Here is a 16,349-nt window from a genome sequence, read left to right on the forward strand (position 1 = left end):
CGTGGATGATTCTGCGCCTCAAGCGGCCAATCGCGAAACCCCTCTCGATCGTGCGTTCGCCGTGCTTGAATTCGTGGCAAGTCAGCTGAAGGCCGTTTCCTCTGCAGAAATCGCCAAGGGGCTCGAATTGCCTCTTCCGACGGCGCACAGGCTGATCGGCAATCTCGAGGTACGCGGTTTTCTGCAACGCGCACCCGGAACGAAGCGATTCGTTGTCGGCAATGGCCTCGTTACCTTGGCAGGCAAGACCATCGGCTCGGCGTTCCGAACCGCCCGCAGACATGCGGTGTTGCAGGCGGTTGCCGAAGAAATCGGCGAACAATGCGAAATCGGTATCGTGCGCGATAATGCGGTCGTCTACGTCGATAGCGTGCGCGTGGCGATGCCGCTGGGATTGCAGTTCGATCCGGGCAGCGGTGCGCCGCTCTATTGCACCTCTACCGGCAAGATCTACATGAGCCTGCTGCCGCTGCGGGCGCGCGAGAAGCTGGTGCATGCGTTGGTGAGGCACCAGCACACCGAACGCACCTTGACCGATGCGGATGCGTTGCTTGCGGTCCTTGCGGAGACCAAGTGTGCGGGCTGGGCAAAGACCAATGAGGAATTCGTGCGTGGGGTCGTCGGCTGCGCGGTGCCGATCATGGCGCCCGACGGCACGCTGATCGCCTGTCTCGGCGTCTCGGTGCCGGTGGCGCGTGTGAGCTTCGTGGAGCTCGATCGTTTCCGGGAGCCGCTGATGCGGGCGGCCCGACTCCTCTCGGAAACCATTCTTCAGCAGGACGACGATTTCACGGCCTCGAAGCCGGTCTGACCCCTCCCTGCCAGTTCCGTTCCTTATCCGGTGACTTTATCTGGCCGTGCCACGGCCGGAATGACGTATTTTTCTCAAAAATCGGAATAAATATACCTCATAAAACGGAATTATTGTGGACGTCGCCGAGGCCAGGCCTATCATTTAGGCAGATATGGTTTTGATGAATTGTTATGCACTTTTGAAGCGCCGGTGCGTTTCGAGAAACATGTCCGCCGAACGAAGTGCGCGCCACCGCGAACGTCGAGCCGGCGATGGAGAGGATGATGACGCAGTACTTTGATGTGGGTGCCATACGGAAGCTGTTCCCCGCCGCTGAGAAGATCGTCTACCTCGATTCCGGCTTCCAGACTCCCATGTCCCAGCCGGTGAAGGCCGCACTCGAAAGCTTCGTCGCGGAGAGTTATGAGAGCGCCGGTCCGAAGTCACTCTGGATCGAACGGATGGAACGGGCGCGGGCCAAGGCCGCCGCGCTGTTCAATGCCGCCGCCACGGAGATCGCGTTCACCAAGAACACCTCCGAGAGCATGAACATCGCCGCCAACGCACTGCCGCTGAAGTCCGGCGACAACGTGTTGATGATCCACGGCGACCACCCGAACAACACCTACGCCTTCCTGAACCTGAAGCGGAAGGGGGTGGAAGTGCGATTCATCCCGATGGCCGAAGCGGTCACTGCGGAGAGTTTCCTGCCTCACATCGATGCGCGAACTCGGGCAATTTCGATGTCCTGCGTGACTTTCCATGCCGGGCACCGTTTCGATATCGAGGGGATCGGGCGTCTCTGCCGGGAGAAGAATCTCTACTACGTTCTCGACGCGATGCAGGCGATCGGCGTCACTCCGATTGACGCGAAGAAGCTGGGGGCCGCATTCATCGGCTGCGGCACCCACAAGGGGCTCCTGGTGCCGCAGGGGCTCGGGCTGTTGTATTGGAATTCGAAACTGACCGAACTCGAGCCCGCCTATCTGGCGGCGATCAGTCTCGCCGATCCGCCCGCCGACTTGGTCGCGCGCCCCAACGACATGGCGTTCGCTCCGACCGCCATCCGATTCGAGATTGGCAATTACAACCTTCCCGCGACACAAGCCCTCGGCGCGGCGCTCGACCTGATTGAGTCCGTCGGCGTCGGCAACATCGAGGCGCACTGCTTCGGCCTCGGGGACCGGCTGATCGCCGGACTGGACGAGCTCGGCATCGGTCTGGTCGGACCGCGCGCCCGTCACCTTCGCGCGCCGCACATCTACGTCGCGGCGATCGCCGCTGCCGAATGGGTTGCGTATTTCGAATCCCGGAACATCCGGGTTTCGCCGGAGCGGGACGGGGTCCGCATTTCTCTCGGGATGTTCAATACCGAGGCGGACATCGACGCCTTGCTCGCGGCGATCCGGGCGCACGGTCGGGCGGCACGCGCCTCCTGACCGGTGCCGATACGAAGGAATGAGGTTCATCCGCTACATACAGAGAGGGTTGTCATGTCTAGATTGCGTGTATTGTGTTCCGCCACCGCTATAGCGGCGTTCGCTTTTACCGCGACGGCCCACGCCGGGCCGACGCTCGACCGCATCAAGAGCAACAAGGCGATCTCGATCGGCTACCGCGAGGCATCGATTCCGTTCTCCTACCTCGAGACAGGCCAAAAGCCGGTTGGCTTCTCGCTGGATCTCTGTGCGGATATCGTCAACCGTCTGGAGTCCGATCTCGGAACCAAGCTCGCGGTCAATCTGGTGCCGGTGAACTCGTCGAACCGCATTCCCCTTATCCAGAACGGCACCGTAGACATCGAATGCGGCGGCACCTCCAGCAGCAAGAAGCGCCTAGAACAGGTGATGTTCAGCGTCTCCACCTTCGCCAGCCAGTCCGCATGGCTCGCTTTGAGCGCGAGCGGCCTGAAGTCGCCCGCGGCCCTCAAAGGCAAGGTGGTGGTGGTCACCCAGGGCTCGAACGCGGTCGGCGTGGCGCAGGAGATCTCGCGCAAGGAGAAGCTCGATCTCAACATCGCCCAGGCGAAGGATCACGCCGAATCCTTCCTGATGCTGACCTCCGGACGCGCTGCGGCGTTCCTGGAGGATGACATCCTCCTCGCCGGTTTGAAGGCGCAGTACGCCAAGCCGGAGACCCTGGCGTTCATCCCCAGCCAGTACCCCAAGGTCTATTACGGCCTGATGTTCTCGAAGGACGATCCGGAGTTCAAAAAGACCGTCGATGGCGTTCTCTCCGGCATGATGGCCTCCGGCAAGTTCACCAAGGTTTACGATAAGTGGTTCATGTCGCCGATTCCGCCGAAGAACATCAACCTGAACTTCCCGATGAGCGCCGCGTTGAAAGAACGGGTGGCACACCCGAGCGACGTCGTCGATTATTGATCGCTCCCACGCGGCGCCGTGCGATCGGCGCCGCGTCATCGCAGTTTGAAGGATAACGCGATGTTCGGCGTACTTTTCGAGAGGGGCTTCGATGGGCGGACCTACCTTGAATGGCTGCTTTCAGGGCTCGGCTGGACCCTTGCCCTGGCGGTTTTCGGGTGGTGCTTCGCGTTCGCCATCGGCATTACGGTCGGCGTCGGCCGCACCGTCCGCAACCGCTTCGTCCGCGCTGTAGCACGCCTCTACGTCGAGGTTTTTCGGAACATTCCGGTGCTAGTGCAGATGTTCGTGTGGTACTTCGTGCTGCCCGAATTGCTCCCGCCGGATATCGGAAACCGGATCAAGCAATTGCCGCCGCCGTGGGGCGCGTTCTTCCCCGCCTTGATTTGCCTTTCCACCTATACCGGCGCGCGCGTCGCCGAGCAGGTGAGGACCGGCATTGAAGCCTTACCCGCGGGTCAGCGCGAGGCTGCGGCCGCGCTCGGCCTGAACGGCGTGAAAATTTACCGGTTGGTTCTCGTCCCCCAGGCGCTGCGCCTGATCATCCCGAGCCTGACCAGCGAGGTGATGGGCATCTACAAGAACACCTCGGTGGCGCTGACCATCGGCCTGCTGGAACTCACCGCCCAGGCGCGCCAGATCAGCGAGGAGACCTTCCAGACCTTCGCCGCATTCGGCGCGGCGACCCTGATCTACCTCGGCCTCGCGCTTGCCGCCTATCGCTTGATGTCGTGGCTCGACGAGGCTTTCAGAATCCCCGGGATGACGCACGACCGGATACGGCGGATCCGTCTTCGCCGCCCGGCCCGGGAGAGTACGCCATGAACGGTCTCGACTTCGGTATCGTCTACGAAAGCCTGCCCTATCTGATGCAGGGGCTGCGCTTTTCGCTGCTGTTGACCGTCTGCGCGTTCGCTACCGGAATGGCCCTCGGTATCGGACTAGCGCTGGTGCAGCACCTCGAAATCCCCGTGGCAGCGCAGCTCGCGCGCGGTTACGTCGCCTTGATTCGCTCCGTCCCGTTGATCCTTGTGCTGTTCTGGTTCTTCTTTCTCGTCCCCTTGGTTGTCGGTGCACTGGTGAACGGCGGGCGCCCGGTGCCGATCGGTGGCGTGTGGACCGCGTTCATCACCTTCTCGATGTTCGAGGCGGCCTATTACTCCGAAATCATCCGGGTCGGCCTGCGCTCCCTGGGGCGCGGCCAATACGAGGCGGCTAAGGCGCTTTCGCTCTCGACTTACAAGACCTACCGCTACGTGATCCTGCCTCAGGTGGTGCGGATCGCTAGCCCGATCATTCTCAGCCAGACGATCATTCTGTTTCAGGACACATCGCTCGTCTACGTCCTCTCCCTTACGGATCTGGTCGGCGCGGCATCGAAGATCGCACAGCTCAACGGGCGGCTCGTCGAGATGTATCTGACGGTGGCGGCGATCTATCTGGCGATCTGCTGTGCCGCTTCGCAACTGGTCGCTTGGTTGCGTCGCAGCCACCAAGCGGCGATCAACCGGTAGCCGGGAAAAGGAGATGCGTATGAATCCCGTTCCTTCTGGGCTTCCCGGCGAGGCTTCGCACGAAAAAGTGATCGAGTTGGATGCGGTGTGCAAAAATTACGGCCGGTTCCGCGCCCTCGACGGCATCGATCTCGACGTCCGCAGGGGAGAGCGGATCATCATTTGCGGTCCTTCCGGTTCGGGCAAGTCCACGCTAATCCGCTGCATCAACCGGATCGAGACGCATGACGAAGGGCGCATCATCGTCAACGGCCAGATCCTGACCGAGCAGTTGAAAGACATCGCCACGGTGCGCCGCGACGTCGGCATGGTTTTCCAGAGTTTCAACCTGTTTCCGCATCTGACCATTCTCGAGAACTGCATGCTGGCACCTGTACAAGCCCGCGGTATCACCAAGGCGGAGGCGCGTGAAATCGCGATGCATTTCCTCTCCAAAGTCCATATTCCCGATCAGGTGCACAAGTATCCGGGACAGCTTTCGGGCGGGCAGCAACAGCGCGTCGCTATTGCGCGGGCGTTGTGCATGAAGCCGCAGATCATGTTGTTCGATGAGCCGACCTCCGCCCTCGATCCGGAGATGGTTAAGGAAGTTCTGGACACGATGGTGCAACTAGCCGCGGAGGGAATGACCATGCTCTGCGTCACGCACGAGATGGGCTTCGCGCGCGAGGTCGCCGACCGGGTAGTGTTCATGGACAAGGGCACCGTCGTTGAATGCGCTGCGCCGTCCACGTTCTTTACGGCCCCCCAAAGCGAACGGGCGCAGGATTTCCTGAACCAGATCATCCACTGAAGCCGCGGAGACGCTGTGACCTGAGTTGGGGGTTTTTACCCACCTAGGTTCTGTACCCATAAAGGGGATTCTCCTGGCGGGCGGACTGTGATTCAAATTTCCTAGCAATAGGGAGTTTGATCATGGCCCGCTTTAATCTCACTGACGCCGGATGGTCGATCATTTCGCCGCTGCTGCCGAACAAGCCGCGCGGCGTACCGCGCCAGGACGACCGGCGCGTACTCAATGACCTGCCCTGGAACTTTCAGCCGGATGAAAGTTCCAGGGCAGGTCAAGGTGTACCTTTACGACGGTGGGGAAGGCTGTGCCGAAACGCCGTGCCGCCGCGACGAGTTCCTCGTTCCCGGCAACGAGTTGGTGGCTTCCCATGTGACCGACGGCTGGGTCTGCGCCTTTTACGTTGCCCCGGATATGGCAAAGAACGGTCGTGTCGCCAGGCAAAGCGTCGGCTGGGTTGCAGCGCAATCCTTGGATATCGGGGAGCCGATTCGTAGCACCACATTGCAGAACTGGTTCGGTAAATGGTCCTACAGAACCAAGTGGGTCGATGAGAATGCCGATATCGAATTGCGGGCAGGGAAGGTCGCCGGCAGCCTTGCTGCGACAGGATATGCTCTCGGATATGGTGGAAATGTTCCCCATACAGGCTCATTCGAAGCGTCCGCCTCTCCCAAAGGGAACAGGATTCTTTTCAAGTACAAAGGAGGATGCCAGATTCACATAATATTGGTTGGGGACTGGCTGGTCGCAGGCGATAACCTGAAGTGCGGGGGCATGAACGTCACGTTCGGTGGACTCTATAGGCGGGTTCCAGAGTGATTGTGTCGAAGGGCCGGTCACCCCTAGCCTCATCGGCCCGGGGAGTTGATGTTATGAGCCGAGAAAGCATGAAAATTCCCTGTTCTGTCGGATCGGTTCCCTGTTTTCCCGAATAGGGAGATACTCCCGAAAGTGAGCGGGGCCGTGGTGTTACGAGCCCATATCGTGGTCTGCTGAGCGGGGTGGCTGGCCCATTCCCTGTATTTTTCCCTGTTTGCAGGGAAAGGAATGCGGAGACGGGTTCGCTGCGGACTGGGTGCACAGCCAATGAAAAAGGCCTCCCATAGGGAGGCCTTTTTCATTGGCTTGAGGAACAGTGGCAAGAACCTCCGGTTCGATACGGCAGGACGAAAACATGCCATGAGCATGTTTTCGCCAATCCTCGTCCTCCACGTCCAAGCCCTCCACCGCGTCATCCCGTCGTCTGCGCCAGCGCCTTCAGCACGTGGTTGGCGAAGTGCTTGTCGATGCGGGTGCTGTGGCTGATCAGCCAGTCGTAGAGGAACAGGTTGATGTGGAAGAGGGCGAGCAGCTTGTCCTCCGGATGCGACAGGATTTTCCGTTTGGCAGTGGTGAAGCCGCGGATGAAGGCCTCGTGCTCCTGGATGTGTTCCTGCAGGAAGGGGTAGTCGTAACGCCGCATGTATTCCTCCTCGGTGGAGAAATGCTCGACGCTGTACGCACCGAGGAAGGCGAACACCTCTTCCGTTGCCGCCGTGTCGTTGCCCTGGATGGCGGCGGAGAGCTTGTTGATGTTGTCGAGGAGTCCGTGGTGCTGCCGGTCCACATCGGCGATACCGGTCTCGTAGGCGGAGCACCATTCCAGGCGGTTGTGGAATTCGTGGGGGCCTTCGAGCACGCCGGTCTCGATGCAGGTGAGGCAGCGCTTCAGGTAGATATCCGCCACCGGGTCGAGATCGGTCTTTTCCCGGCACAGGTGGAACAGCGGTAGGGCCAGATCGGCCTCGCCCAGGTGGTAGTAGGCGACCGCCTTTTCGAAGATGTCGAGGGTGGAGAGCTTGGCCTCGGCGGTGGCGCGTTCGTCGCCGTCGAAGACCTCGTAGACGGAGATCGGTCGCAGGCGGCCCTTCACCACCACTCGGTCGATGAAGCGGATAAGGTGTTTCCCGGCGCCGTCGAGGCAGGCCAGCGTGTCCTCGCTGATCAGGATGCCGACATGATACTGCTTGGTCAGGGATTCGAGGCGCGAGGCGACGTTGACCGCGTCGCCGATGATCGTCGCCTCCATGCGGCCCATGTGGCCGATAACGCCCAGGGTGGTCAGCCCGGTGTTGAGGCCGATCCCCATGGCGATCGGTTCCTGCCCCGCATTGCGGCGTTGCCCGTTGAGGTGGGAGAGGGCGTCGCGCATCGCGAAGGCGGCTTCGAGCGCATGGGCCGCCCGCTCGGGGAAGAAGGCCATCACCGCATCGCCGATGAACTTGTCGATGATGCCGCCGTGCGTCTGCACTGCGGGTTCCATGAGGGCGAGATAGCCGTTGATGAACTCGAAGGTCTGGTGGGAGGTCATCGCCTCGGACAGCGTGGTGAAGTTGCGGATGTCCGAGAACATGATGGTGATCTTTTTCTCGATCTCATGGCCCAGGCGGACGTCGAGAATGTCTTCCGTGCCGAGGATATGGAGGAACCCCTTCGGCACGAAGTGGCCGTAGGCCTCCTGGGTTTGCCGCAGCAGGTAGAGGGTGCGGCGGTGCTCCGAACGCAGGTTCAGGAGCTCCTCGTTGGAGATGACGACGGTGTCCGCCGCCGGGGCGGCGGAGGGGCGGGGCGCGTCGGGGGAGAGATCTTCCATACCGTTGTCATCCGGTCGCTGGGGCTCCGAGGCGAAACGCGGAAACCGCAAGTCGAGGTATCGCCGCATGAAAATGCAGGTGGTCCTCCCGGTATTGATTTGCAAGGCGAAAAGCGCGGAAAGCATACGGCTCGGCATACCGTGGTATGTCGAGTTTCAACTTGGTATTATTCAAAATTTTGTTGTGGGGAACTTCGCGGTTTTCTTGCCGCTTCCGCCCTACTTCTTCCCCGCGGCGGCGAGGTGGTGGTGGATCACCTCGGTGATCACGAAGTTGAGGAACTTCTCGGCGAATTCCGGGTCGAGGTCCGCCTCGTGCGCCAGCGCGCGCAGGCGCGCGATCTGTTCCTTCTCCCGCCCCGGATCGGAGGCGGGGAGCGCGTGCTCCGCCTTCAGCGCGCCCACCCGCTTGGTGCACTTGAAACGCTCGGAGAGCAGGTAGATCAGCGCCGCGTCGATGTTGTCGATGCTGGCGCGCAGGCGCTTGAGTTCGGGCAGGATCGGGTCGGAGGTCATGGGGCGTTGCGTCCGTCGGCGGTGAAACAGCCTCCGAATGTCCGGCCTCGCGGCCCCGGTTGCAAGCGTTTTTCCGCGCCTTACGGGTGAAGCGGGTTGCCGCCGGAGGCCCCGAGCAGCGACATGAACTCCTTGCGCGTCGTCGGGTTGGAGCGGAACACGCCGAGCATGTGGCTGGTGATCATCGAAACTCCGGGCTTGTGCACGCCGCGGGTGGTCATGCACTGGTGGCTCGCCTCGATCACCACGGCGACGCCCATGGGCTCCAGCACGTCGTTGATCGTGCTGGCGATCTGCACCGTCAGCTTTTCCTGAATTTGCAGGCGCTTGGCATAGGCCTCGACGACGCGGGCGAGCTTGCTGATGCCGACGACGCGGCGGTGCGGCATGTAGGCCACATGCGCCCGGCCGATGATCGGCACCATGTGGTGCTCGCAATAGCTCTCGACGCGGATGTCGCGCAGCACCACCATCTCGTCGTAGCCCTCCACCTCCTCGAAGGTGCGGCGGAGATAGGCCTCCGGGTCGGTGGCGTAGCCCGCGAAGAATTCCTCGTAGGCGCGGGCGACGCGCGCCGGGGTGTCCACCAGGCCCTCGCGCGACGGGTCGTCGCCCGCCCAGCGCAGGAGCGTGCGCACAGCCTCTTCGGCTTCCTCGCGGCTGGGGCGGGTGGGGGCGGCGTTGGCGGCGGGGGCGGGGGTGGATGTCGGCACGGGCTTGTTCACGGGAGGTCTCCTCGGTCTTTTCCGCCCTAGGATGTTGGCCTTTGACGCTGCGGATGCAACCCGGAATTTCCGGATACGGCGATCGGGGAATTGCCCCCTTGCCAGGAAAAACCGCCTAGCCTAATATCCGGCCTCCAAGCCAGCCGTGCCGCGCACGGCCGGATGCGGGTGTAGCTCAATGGCAGAGCAGAAGCTTCCCAAGCTTACGACGAGGGTTCGATTCCCTTCACCCGCTCCAATTTTTCCAATGCATTCGGGATGATGAAGCGCCTTCAGCCGAGTTGGCTGTAGAGGGCGTGGCGGTCGCGGCCCAGGGCCTTGGCGCGGTACATCGCGTCGTCGGCCATTTCGATCAGCCGCAGGGGGGAGAGATTCGGGTCCGGCAGCATCGAGGCGACGCCGAGGCTGATCGTCACGTGCAATTCGGTCGGTGAGGCGGGGTGCGCGATGTTGAGCGCCTTCACCGCATTGCGCATCCTCGTCACCACCGCCACCGCGCCGCTTTCGTCGGTTTCCGGCAGGATCGCGGCGAACTCCTCGCCGCCGTAGCGGGCGATGGTGTCCACGTGGCGCATCAGCGCGGCGGAGAGCGCCCAGGCCACCTGCTTCAGGCAGTGGTCGCCCGCGATGTGGCCGAGGCGGTCGTTGTAGGCCTTGAAGTGGTCGATATCGGCCATGATCAGGGTGAGCGGCTTGCCGCCGCGGTCGCAGCGCCGCCACTCGTAGTCCAGCGTTTCGTCGAAGGAGAGGCGGTTGAAGATGCCGGTGAGGCGGTCGGTGCGCGACAACACCCGCAGTTGCTCGTTGCGCTCCTGCAACAGGTTTTGCAGGCGCTCCATTTCGGAGATCTTGGCGTCGAGTTCGCGGGTCTTCTCCTCCAGCGCGCGGCGCTGACGGTGCAGCTCGAGGAAGACGTTGACCTTGCTTTTCAGGATGTTGACGTCGAGCGGCTTGGCGAGATAGTCCACCGCGCCGGAATCGTAGCCGCGGAACACGTATTCGCGCTCGCTGCGGTTGGCGGTGACGAAGATGATCGGGATGTGGCGGGTGCGCGAGTTGCCGCGCATCAGTTCCGCGGTTTCGAAGCCGTCCATCTCCGGCATCTGCACGTCCAGGAGCGCGATGGCGAATTCGTGGGAGAGCGTCTTGGCCAGCGCCTCGTTGCCCGAGCCCGCGGTGATGATGTTGAGGTCGGGCGCCGCCAGAAGGTTTTCCAGCGCGAACAGGTTGTTGGGGTTGTCGTCTACGATCAGGATATCGGCGGGCATGGTGCCTCCGATTCCGGGATGAGGCGGGCGAGAAAGGCGCCGATGGCGGCCAGCGGCAGCACGCGGGCGCCGGCGCAGGCGGCAAGCGCCGCGCGCGGCATCACGTCCACTTCGGCCGTTTCGGGGGACTGCACCACGCCGGTTCCTCCCATTGCTGCGATCTTCGCCAGGCCCGTCGCGCCGTCGGCACTGGCGCCGGTCAAAATAACACCGACCAAGCGGTTGCAGAAGGCTTCCGCCGCGGTTTCGAACAAGATGTCGATCGAGGGGCGGGAAAAGTTGACGCGTTCTTCTCTAGATAAGCTGAACCTGCGGTCGGGTTCAATCATAAGATGATAATCCGCCGGAGCGATAAAGACTATGCCGGGTTCCACCGTGTCCTTGTCCTCCGCTTCGCGCACCGGCAGGCGGCAATGCCGCTGGAAGCGCCGCACCAGGGTGTCCGCCGCGTCGGCCGGAATGTGCTGCACCACCACCACCGCGAGCGGGTAGGCGGCGGGCAGGGCGGAAAGCAGCGCGCCGATGGCGGCGAGCCCCCCGGCCGAGGCGCCGATCACCACCGCATCCGTTGCGGGCGGGGAGGTCATTCCGCCTCCGCTTCCGGAGTGGGCAGGGCGGGCCGCTTGCGGTAGATCTTCTCCCGCGCGTCCACCACCTCGAAGGCGTCCGCATGCTCGGAGAAGCGCAGGCTCTCCTTGGTGCCGAGGCAGAGGAAGCCGCCGTTGCACAGGCTGTCGAGGAACAGCTTGATCACCTTGTTCTGCAAGTCGTCGCCGAAATAGATCAGCACGTTGCGGCAGAAGATCACGTGCATCTCGCCGAAGATGCCGTCGGTGACCAGGTTGTGCGGCGAGAACAGCACGTTCTGCTTCAGCGCCGTCTTCACCGCCACCGAATCGTAGTCCGCCGTGTAGTATTCGGAGAACGACGAGGCGCCCCCCGCCTTCTGGTAGTTGGCGGTGTAGTGGCGCACCGCGTCCAGCGGGTAGATGCCGCGCCGCGCGATCTCCAGCACCGGCGGGTTGATGTCGGTGGCGTAGATCTGGGCGCGGTCCTTCATTCCCTCCTCGGCGAGCACGATCGCCATGGAGTAGACCTCCTGCCCGGCGGCGCAGCCGGCGTGCCAGACCTTGATGAACGGATAGGTCTTGAGCACCGGCAGCACCTGTTCGCGCACCGCGCGGTAGAAGCCGGGGTCGCGGAACATCTCGGTGACGTTGATCGAGAGCGCCGAAAGCACGGAATCGAAGAACTCGGCATCCCAGATCAGGCGGTGCGTCACCTCGCAGAAGGTGGCGAGCCCGGCGCGGTTGCGCACATGCTCCAGCCGCCGCTTGATGTGGGCGGAGGCGTAGCCGCGGAAGTCGTAGCCGGACTTCTGGTAGATCGCCTCCAGCAGCAGGCGCATCTCCAGGCGTTCGTTTTCCATCCGGACGAGATCCGTCGTCATCGATAGAGCCATACCCTCAGCAGCGACAGAAGCTTCTCCGTATCCACCGGCTTCGCCAGGTAGTCGCTGGCGCCCGCCTCCACGCACTTGTTGCGGTCGCCCTTCATCGCCTTGGCGGTGAGCGCGATGATCGGCAACTTGGCGTAGGCGCGGTTCTTGCGGATTTCGCGCATCGCCTCGTAGCCGTCCATCTCCGGCATCATGATGTCCATGAGGACGAGGTCGATGCCGGGGTTGTCCGCCAGGCGCGCCAGGCATTCCTTGCCGTCGCGGGCGATCACCACGGCGATCCCCTTGTCCTCCAGCACGCTCGAAAGCGCGAACACGTTGCGCATGTCGTCGTCCACCAGAAGCACCGTGCGCTCCTTCAGCGCCGCGTCGCGGTCGTGCACCATGCGGATCATCGCGCGCTGGCGTTCCGGCAGCGCCGCCTCCACCCGGTGGAGGAAGAGCGCGCTCTCGTCCACCAGGCGCTCGGGCGAGCGCACTCCCTTGATGATGATGCTGTCGGCGTGGCGCTGCAATTGTTCCTCTTCCTCGCGGGTGAGGTCGCGCCCGGTATAGATGATGATCGGCATCTGCGCGCAGTGGGGAATTTCGCCCAGATGCGCCAGAAGGTCGAAGCCGGTCATGTCCTTGAGGCCGAGGTCGAGGATCATGCAGTCGAAGGGCCGCTCGGAAAGCGCTTCGAGCGCCGCCGCGCCGTCGCCCGCGATCGTCGTCACCACGTCGCCGTTGCCGATGAGCTGGCGGATCGCCTCCGCCTGGGCGGGGTCGTCTTCGACCACCAGCAGCGCGCTCACCGGCTTGTCGATGATCTCCTCGATCCTGCCGAAGGCGGCGTCCAGATGCTCGATGCCGATCGGCTTGGTGAGGAAGCCCACCGCGCCCATGCGCAGGCCGTTCAACGCGTTGTCCACGCCGGAGATGAAGTGCACCGGGATGTGCCGCGTCTCCGGGCTGTCCTTGAGGCGGCTCATCACCTCCCAGCCGTCGATGCCGGGCAGGCCGATGTCGAGGATGATCGCGCTCGGGCGGTAGTAGTCGGCGAAGTGCAGGCCGGTTTCGCCGTCCGCGGCGATCAGGCACTTGAAGCTGCGCTCGTGCGCGAGGTCGCGCAGGATCGCGGCGAAGGCCGGGTCGTCCTCGACGATGAGGAGGATGCGGTCGCCTTCATCGAGGTCGCGGCGGTCGTCCGGCACGTCCTCCGCGGCCGCTTCGGGCAGGGTGGGCGGCAGGCGTGCGGGTTGCGGCGGGGGCGTGCGCCGCGCCGCGGGAACCGGGCCGGGCGCCGGCTTCGGCGGTTCGGCGGCCGGCGCCGGGGCTTCCTCCGCCGCGGGTTCGGGCTGTGCGGTAGGCAGGATGACGGTGAACACGCTGCCCTTGCCGGCTTCGCTCGTCAGCGTGATGGTGCCCCCCAGCGCCTCCGCCAGCCGCCGCGAGATGGAAAGCCCGAGCCCGGTGCCGCCGTACTTGCGGCTGGTGCCGCCGTCGGCCTGGCGGAACGCCTCGAAGATGTCCGCCTGGCGTTCCGCGGGGATGCCGATGCCGTCGTCGCTGACCGCGAAAGCCACCGCGTTCTCCGGGGTGAGCGCGCTGCCCGCGGGCAGGTCCGCCGCCTCCGGCCGGGCGATGGCGAGGCCGACGCGCCCGCCCGCCTCGGTGAACTTGAAGGCGTTGGACAGGAGGTTGCGCACCACCTGCTGTAGGCGGTGGGAATCCGTCACCAGGGCGGCGGGCGCGTCGTCGGCGACCGCGATGTCGAAGGGAATGCCGCGGATATCGGAAACCGGGCGGAACACCCGCTCGATATCGGCGAGGAAACCGGCGATCGGCATCGGATCCATCGTCATCTCGATCTTGCCCGCCTCCACCTTGGAGAGGTCGAGAATGTCGTTGATCAGCTTCAGGAGGTCGCTGCCCGCGGCGTTGATGGTGCGCGCCGATTCCGTCTGCCGCTCCGAGAGGTTGCCGTTGCGGTTGTCCGCCATCAGCTGCGACAGGATGAGGATGCTGTTCAGCGGCGTGCGCAGTTCGTGGCTCATGTTCGCCAGGAACTCCGACTTGTAGCGGTTGGCGGTTTCCAGTTCCTGGATCTTCTGGCGGATCTCGTCGCGCGCCGCGGTCAGCTCGTCGTTCTTCGCCTGGATCGCGCGGCTGCGCAGCTCCAGCTCCTGGGTGCGCTCCTCCAGCTCCTCGTTGGTGACGCGCAGTTCCTCCTGCTGGGTCTGCAACTCGTTCTCCGACTTGCGCAGGGCGCGGGTCTGCTCCTCCAGTTCCTCGTTGATGACCCGCAGTTCCTCCTGCTGGGTTTGCAGTTCGCGCTCGGATTCGATCAGGGCCTGGGCCTGGCGCTTCAGTTCGGCGTTGGAGGCGCGCAGGTCGTTCTCCTGCTCGCGCGAGCGGGCGAGCAGCGCCTCGATGGTCTGGTGGCTCTGCGCCGCGGCGAGCAGCACCCCGGCATTGCCCGCATGCTCGGCGAGGAAGCGGCGGCCGACGGCGGAAAACGGCGTGAAGCCGCCGAGCAGCAGCACCCCGATCGCAACCCCCTCGAACACCAGAGGCACCGCGGCGAAGCGGCTGGGCCGCACCTCCCCCGCGCCGTAGTCGAGCACCGGCGCATCGGTGGGCGCGGTGTCGAAATAAAGCGGCGCCTGGGAAACCGCCGCCTGGCCGATCATGCCGTCGCCGAGGGGGATGTTGCTGCGGCGCTCCGCATCCGCATCGGACACGCCGTGGCGCGCCGCGAGCCGCAGCACCGCCGCATCCTCCCGCGCCAGATAGAGCGCGCCGAGCGGCACCTGGAAGTGCGCGGTCATGAAGGCGAGGAGGCGCTCGCTCAGTTTGTCCGGGTCGTGCTCGCCGCGCAGCGTGTCGTTGAGGGTGGAGGCGCCGCTCATCAGCCAGTCGTGCTCGCGCAGGCGGTGCGCCATGGAATCGAGGGCACGGGAAAGCAGCCCCAGTTCGTCCTTGCGCGCGGCGTCGATGGAGACGTCGAGCCGGCCCTCGGCGATCGCCTGAGCCATCTGCGTCGCCTTGAGCACCGGCGAGGTGAAGGTGTCGGCGAAGATCAACGCGCCGATGCCGACGAACAGCACAAGAATGCCGCCGAGGGCGAGAATCTCGATCCCCAGGTCGCGGATCGGCGCCACTACTTCGGCGCGGGCGACCTTCGACACCAGGGTCCAGGCGACGTCGGGAATCGCCAGCTCCGTCGCCGCCACCAGCACCGGCTCGCCCTCGCTGTCCTTGAACTCCCCGATGACCGGCTGGCCGCTTGCGGTGCGGCTTTGCTTCCAATAGGGGAGTTCCGGCATCGTCGCGCCCATCACCCAGCGCCCGCCGCCGGAGGTGTGCACCGTGGTGCGGAACTCATAGCGCGACCGTCTCGGGTCGAAGGCGACGATGTAGGACTCGCCGCTCTTGCCCATGCCGTCGCGCGAGGTGACGATGGTGTCGATCAGTTCCGGCCCGAGGCGCAGCGCGATGACGCCGCGCATCTGCCCGTCCGGCCCGAAGAACGGCTGGCCGATGAACGCGGCGTGATCGCCGCGCTCGCTGCCGTAGAGGGAGAAATCGACGATCGCCGCCTGCCGCGTCTCGCCGATGCGCCGCCACAGCCGCGTCAGGCCGGAATCGTGCAGCGGGCCGGATTCCACCAGACGCCCGGCGTTGGGGTCTTGCTTCAGCGAATAGAGCAGCCGCCCATCGACGGAGAGCAGCAGCAGGTCGCGGTAGGCGTAGGTGGCGAGGTAGTGCCGCAACGACGGCGAATAGCGGTTGGCGATGGCGCGGTAGCCGGGGTCGGTGACGTCGAGACGGTTCGCCGCGTCGAGGCCGTGGACGTGCTGGAAGGCGCCGATCTCGGTGAACAGGTTGATGATGTCGTTGCGCTGGTTCAGCCGGTGCACCGAGTCCAGGCGGATCGAGAAATCGTGCTCGATGCGCGCCTTGCGCAGACTCTGCACCGTGACCAGCTGGCTGAACGACTTGTCGAGCAGCGCCTTCGAGGCGAAGTTCAAGCCCAGGAAGGAGATCAGGGAGAGCGGCAGGATGCCGGCGAGCAGGTAGAACAGGAACAGCTTGCTCCTGATCGAAGCGTCGGCAAGGCGCATGATGGACTCCTGGGTGTTCTGCCGCCCGGTCTCTCGGGGTTTTCTTGTTGTAAGAGCGCAACATACTCCGACACGCGGGAAGGCGGCAACAGTCGAACGGCAGGCCATGGTTTTGCCCCTCCGGTTGCCGCGGCAGGGGAGGTGCGGCGAAGGGAAAAA

At 64.0% G+C, this 16,349-nt stretch carries 14 protein-coding genes, 1 tRNA gene and 1 pseudogene; 9 read left to right on the plus strand and 7 right to left on the minus strand.

All coding sequences use genetic code 11. The annotated features are described in order from the left end of the window. The first annotated feature begins 1 nt into the window (after nt 1). The 8 genes and pseudogenes from O7R11_RS03240 to O7R11_RS03275 all read left to right on the plus strand — a co-directional run bounded on the left by O7R11_RS03240 (nt 2) and on the right by O7R11_RS03275 (nt 6,303). Nucleotides 2–811 (plus strand): IclR family transcriptional regulator, encoded by an 810-nt coding sequence (locus tag O7R11_RS03240; protein ID WP_337996049.1) that lies wholly within the window; start codon nt 2–4, stop codon nt 809–811. 263 nt (nt 812–1,074) lie between these two features. Then, on the plus strand, nt 1,075–2,232 hold the full coding sequence (locus O7R11_RS03245; protein WP_337996050.1) for an aminotransferase class V-fold PLP-dependent enzyme: 1,158 nt from the start codon (nt 1,075–1,077) through the stop codon (nt 2,230–2,232). A 54-nt stretch (nt 2,233–2,286) separates the two neighbouring features. Next, nucleotides 2,287–3,177 carry an amino acid ABC transporter substrate-binding protein gene (locus O7R11_RS03250; RefSeq protein ID WP_337996051.1) on the plus strand — a complete coding sequence of 297 codons (891 nt, stop codon included), beginning with the start codon at nt 2,287–2,289 and terminating at the stop codon, nt 3,175–3,177. A 60-nt stretch (nt 3,178–3,237) separates the two neighbouring features. Then, nucleotides 3,238–4,002: an amino acid ABC transporter permease gene (locus tag O7R11_RS03255; protein WP_337996052.1), complete on the plus strand. Its 765-nt coding sequence runs from the start codon at nt 3,238–3,240 to the stop codon at nt 4,000–4,002. Continuing rightward, entirely contained in the window at nt 3,999–4,691 is a 693-nt protein-coding gene (locus O7R11_RS03260) for an amino acid ABC transporter permease (RefSeq protein ID WP_337996053.1), read from the plus strand. The genes O7R11_RS03255 and O7R11_RS03260 overlap by 4 nt, the downstream gene beginning before the upstream one ends. A gap of 19 nt (nt 4,692–4,710) precedes the next feature. After that, nucleotides 4,711–5,484: an amino acid ABC transporter ATP-binding protein gene (locus O7R11_RS03265; RefSeq protein ID WP_337996054.1), complete on the plus strand. Its 774-nt coding sequence runs from the start codon at nt 4,711–4,713 to the stop codon at nt 5,482–5,484. A 122-nt stretch (nt 5,485–5,606) separates the two neighbouring features. Then, a pseudogene (locus O7R11_RS03270) lies at nt 5,607–5,732 on the plus strand (IS5/IS1182 family transposase); the annotation flags it as partial. Continuing rightward, nucleotides 5,710–6,303: a hypothetical protein gene (locus O7R11_RS03275; RefSeq protein WP_337996281.1), complete on the plus strand. Its 594-nt coding sequence runs from the start codon at nt 5,710–5,712 to the stop codon at nt 6,301–6,303. The pseudogene O7R11_RS03270 and the gene O7R11_RS03275, both read left to right, overlap by 23 nt. Before the next feature lie 412 nt (nt 6,304–6,715). On the opposite strand, the gene O7R11_RS03280 is transcribed toward O7R11_RS03275, so the two are convergent. The 3 genes from O7R11_RS03280 to folE all read right to left on the minus strand — a co-directional run bounded on the left by O7R11_RS03280 (nt 6,716) and on the right by folE (nt 9,357). Further along, nucleotides 6,716–8,116 (minus strand): bacteriohemerythrin, encoded by a 1,401-nt coding sequence (locus O7R11_RS03280; RefSeq protein WP_337996055.1) that lies wholly within the window; start codon nt 8,114–8,116, stop codon nt 6,716–6,718. 219 nt (nt 8,117–8,335) lie between these two features. After that, nucleotides 8,336–8,632 (minus strand): chorismate mutase, encoded by a 297-nt coding sequence (locus O7R11_RS03285; RefSeq protein ID WP_337996056.1) that lies wholly within the window; start codon nt 8,630–8,632, stop codon nt 8,336–8,338. An 80-nt stretch (nt 8,633–8,712) separates the two neighbouring features. Next, nucleotides 8,713–9,357, minus strand: coding sequence for a GTP cyclohydrolase I FolE (folE, locus tag O7R11_RS03290; RefSeq protein ID WP_337996057.1), 645 nt, complete (start codon nt 9,355–9,357; stop codon nt 8,713–8,715). A gap of 164 nt (nt 9,358–9,521) precedes the next feature. Here folE and O7R11_RS03295 point away from each other — a divergent pair. Next, nucleotides 9,522–9,595, plus strand: a tRNA-Gly gene (locus O7R11_RS03295). A 34-nt stretch (nt 9,596–9,629) separates the two neighbouring features. Here O7R11_RS03295 and O7R11_RS03300 read toward each other — a convergent pair. From O7R11_RS03300 to O7R11_RS03315, 4 genes are read right to left on the minus strand one after another with little or no spacing between them, the layout of a single operon-like run. After that, nucleotides 9,630–10,625 (minus strand): diguanylate cyclase, encoded by a 996-nt coding sequence (locus tag O7R11_RS03300; RefSeq protein WP_337996058.1) that lies wholly within the window; start codon nt 10,623–10,625, stop codon nt 9,630–9,632. Further along, a complete protein-coding gene (locus tag O7R11_RS03305) occupies nt 10,607–11,212 on the minus strand; it encodes a chemotaxis protein CheB (protein WP_337996059.1) in 606 nt (201 codons plus the stop codon). Before O7R11_RS03305 ends, O7R11_RS03300 begins: the two co-directional genes overlap by 19 nt. Further along, complete coding sequence (locus O7R11_RS03310; RefSeq protein WP_337996060.1) at nt 11,209–12,054, minus strand: CheR family methyltransferase; 846 nt, start codon at nt 12,052–12,054, stop codon at nt 11,209–11,211. Before O7R11_RS03310 ends, O7R11_RS03305 begins: the two co-directional genes overlap by 4 nt. Nucleotides 12,055–12,071: 17 nt before the next feature. Next, the gene (locus tag O7R11_RS03315) at nt 12,072–16,190 is read right to left on the minus strand and encodes a response regulator (RefSeq protein WP_337996061.1); all 4,119 of its coding nucleotides are present in this window, start codon (nt 16,188–16,190) and stop codon (nt 12,072–12,074) included. Nucleotides 16,191–16,349: the final 159 nt, after the last annotated feature.

The organism is Oleispirillum naphthae (assembly GCA_027864655.1).
Taxonomy (GTDB): domain Bacteria; phylum Pseudomonadota; class Alphaproteobacteria; order Rhodospirillales; family Rhodospirillaceae; genus Oleispirillum; species Oleispirillum naphthae.

Coding starts and splice junctions, on each gene's coding strand:
- O7R11_RS03245 (WP_337996050.1), top strand. CDS start 1,075: ATGATGACGCAGTACTTTGATGTGGGTGCCATACGGAAGCTGTTCCCC.
- O7R11_RS03250 (WP_337996051.1), top strand. CDS start 2,287: ATGTCTAGATTGCGTGTATTGTGTTCCGCCACCGCTATAGCGGCGTTC.
- O7R11_RS03255 (WP_337996052.1), top strand. CDS start 3,238: ATGTTCGGCGTACTTTTCGAGAGGGGCTTCGATGGGCGGACCTACCTT.
- O7R11_RS03260 (WP_337996053.1), top strand. CDS start 3,999: ATGAACGGTCTCGACTTCGGTATCGTCTACGAAAGCCTGCCCTATCTG.
- O7R11_RS03265 (WP_337996054.1), top strand. CDS start 4,711: ATGAATCCCGTTCCTTCTGGGCTTCCCGGCGAGGCTTCGCACGAAAAA.
- O7R11_RS03275 (WP_337996281.1), top strand. CDS start 5,710: ATGACCTGCCCTGGAACTTTCAGCCGGATGAAAGTTCCAGGGCAGGTC.
- O7R11_RS03280 (WP_337996055.1), bottom strand. CDS start 8,116: ATGGAAGATCTCTCCCCCGACGCGCCCCGCCCCTCCGCCGCCCCGGCG.
- O7R11_RS03285 (WP_337996056.1), bottom strand. CDS start 8,632: ATGACCTCCGACCCGATCCTGCCCGAACTCAAGCGCCTGCGCGCCAGC.
- O7R11_RS03300 (WP_337996058.1), bottom strand. CDS start 10,625: ATGCCCGCCGATATCCTGATCGTAGACGACAACCCCAACAACCTGTTC.
- O7R11_RS03305 (WP_337996059.1), bottom strand. CDS start 11,212: ATGACCTCCCCGCCCGCAACGGATGCGGTGGTGATCGGCGCCTCGGCC.
- O7R11_RS03310 (WP_337996060.1), bottom strand. CDS start 12,054: ATGGAAAACGAACGCCTGGAGATGCGCCTGCTGCTGGAGGCGATCTAC.
- O7R11_RS03315 (WP_337996061.1), bottom strand. CDS start 16,190: ATGCGCCTTGCCGACGCTTCGATCAGGAGCAAGCTGTTCCTGTTCTAC.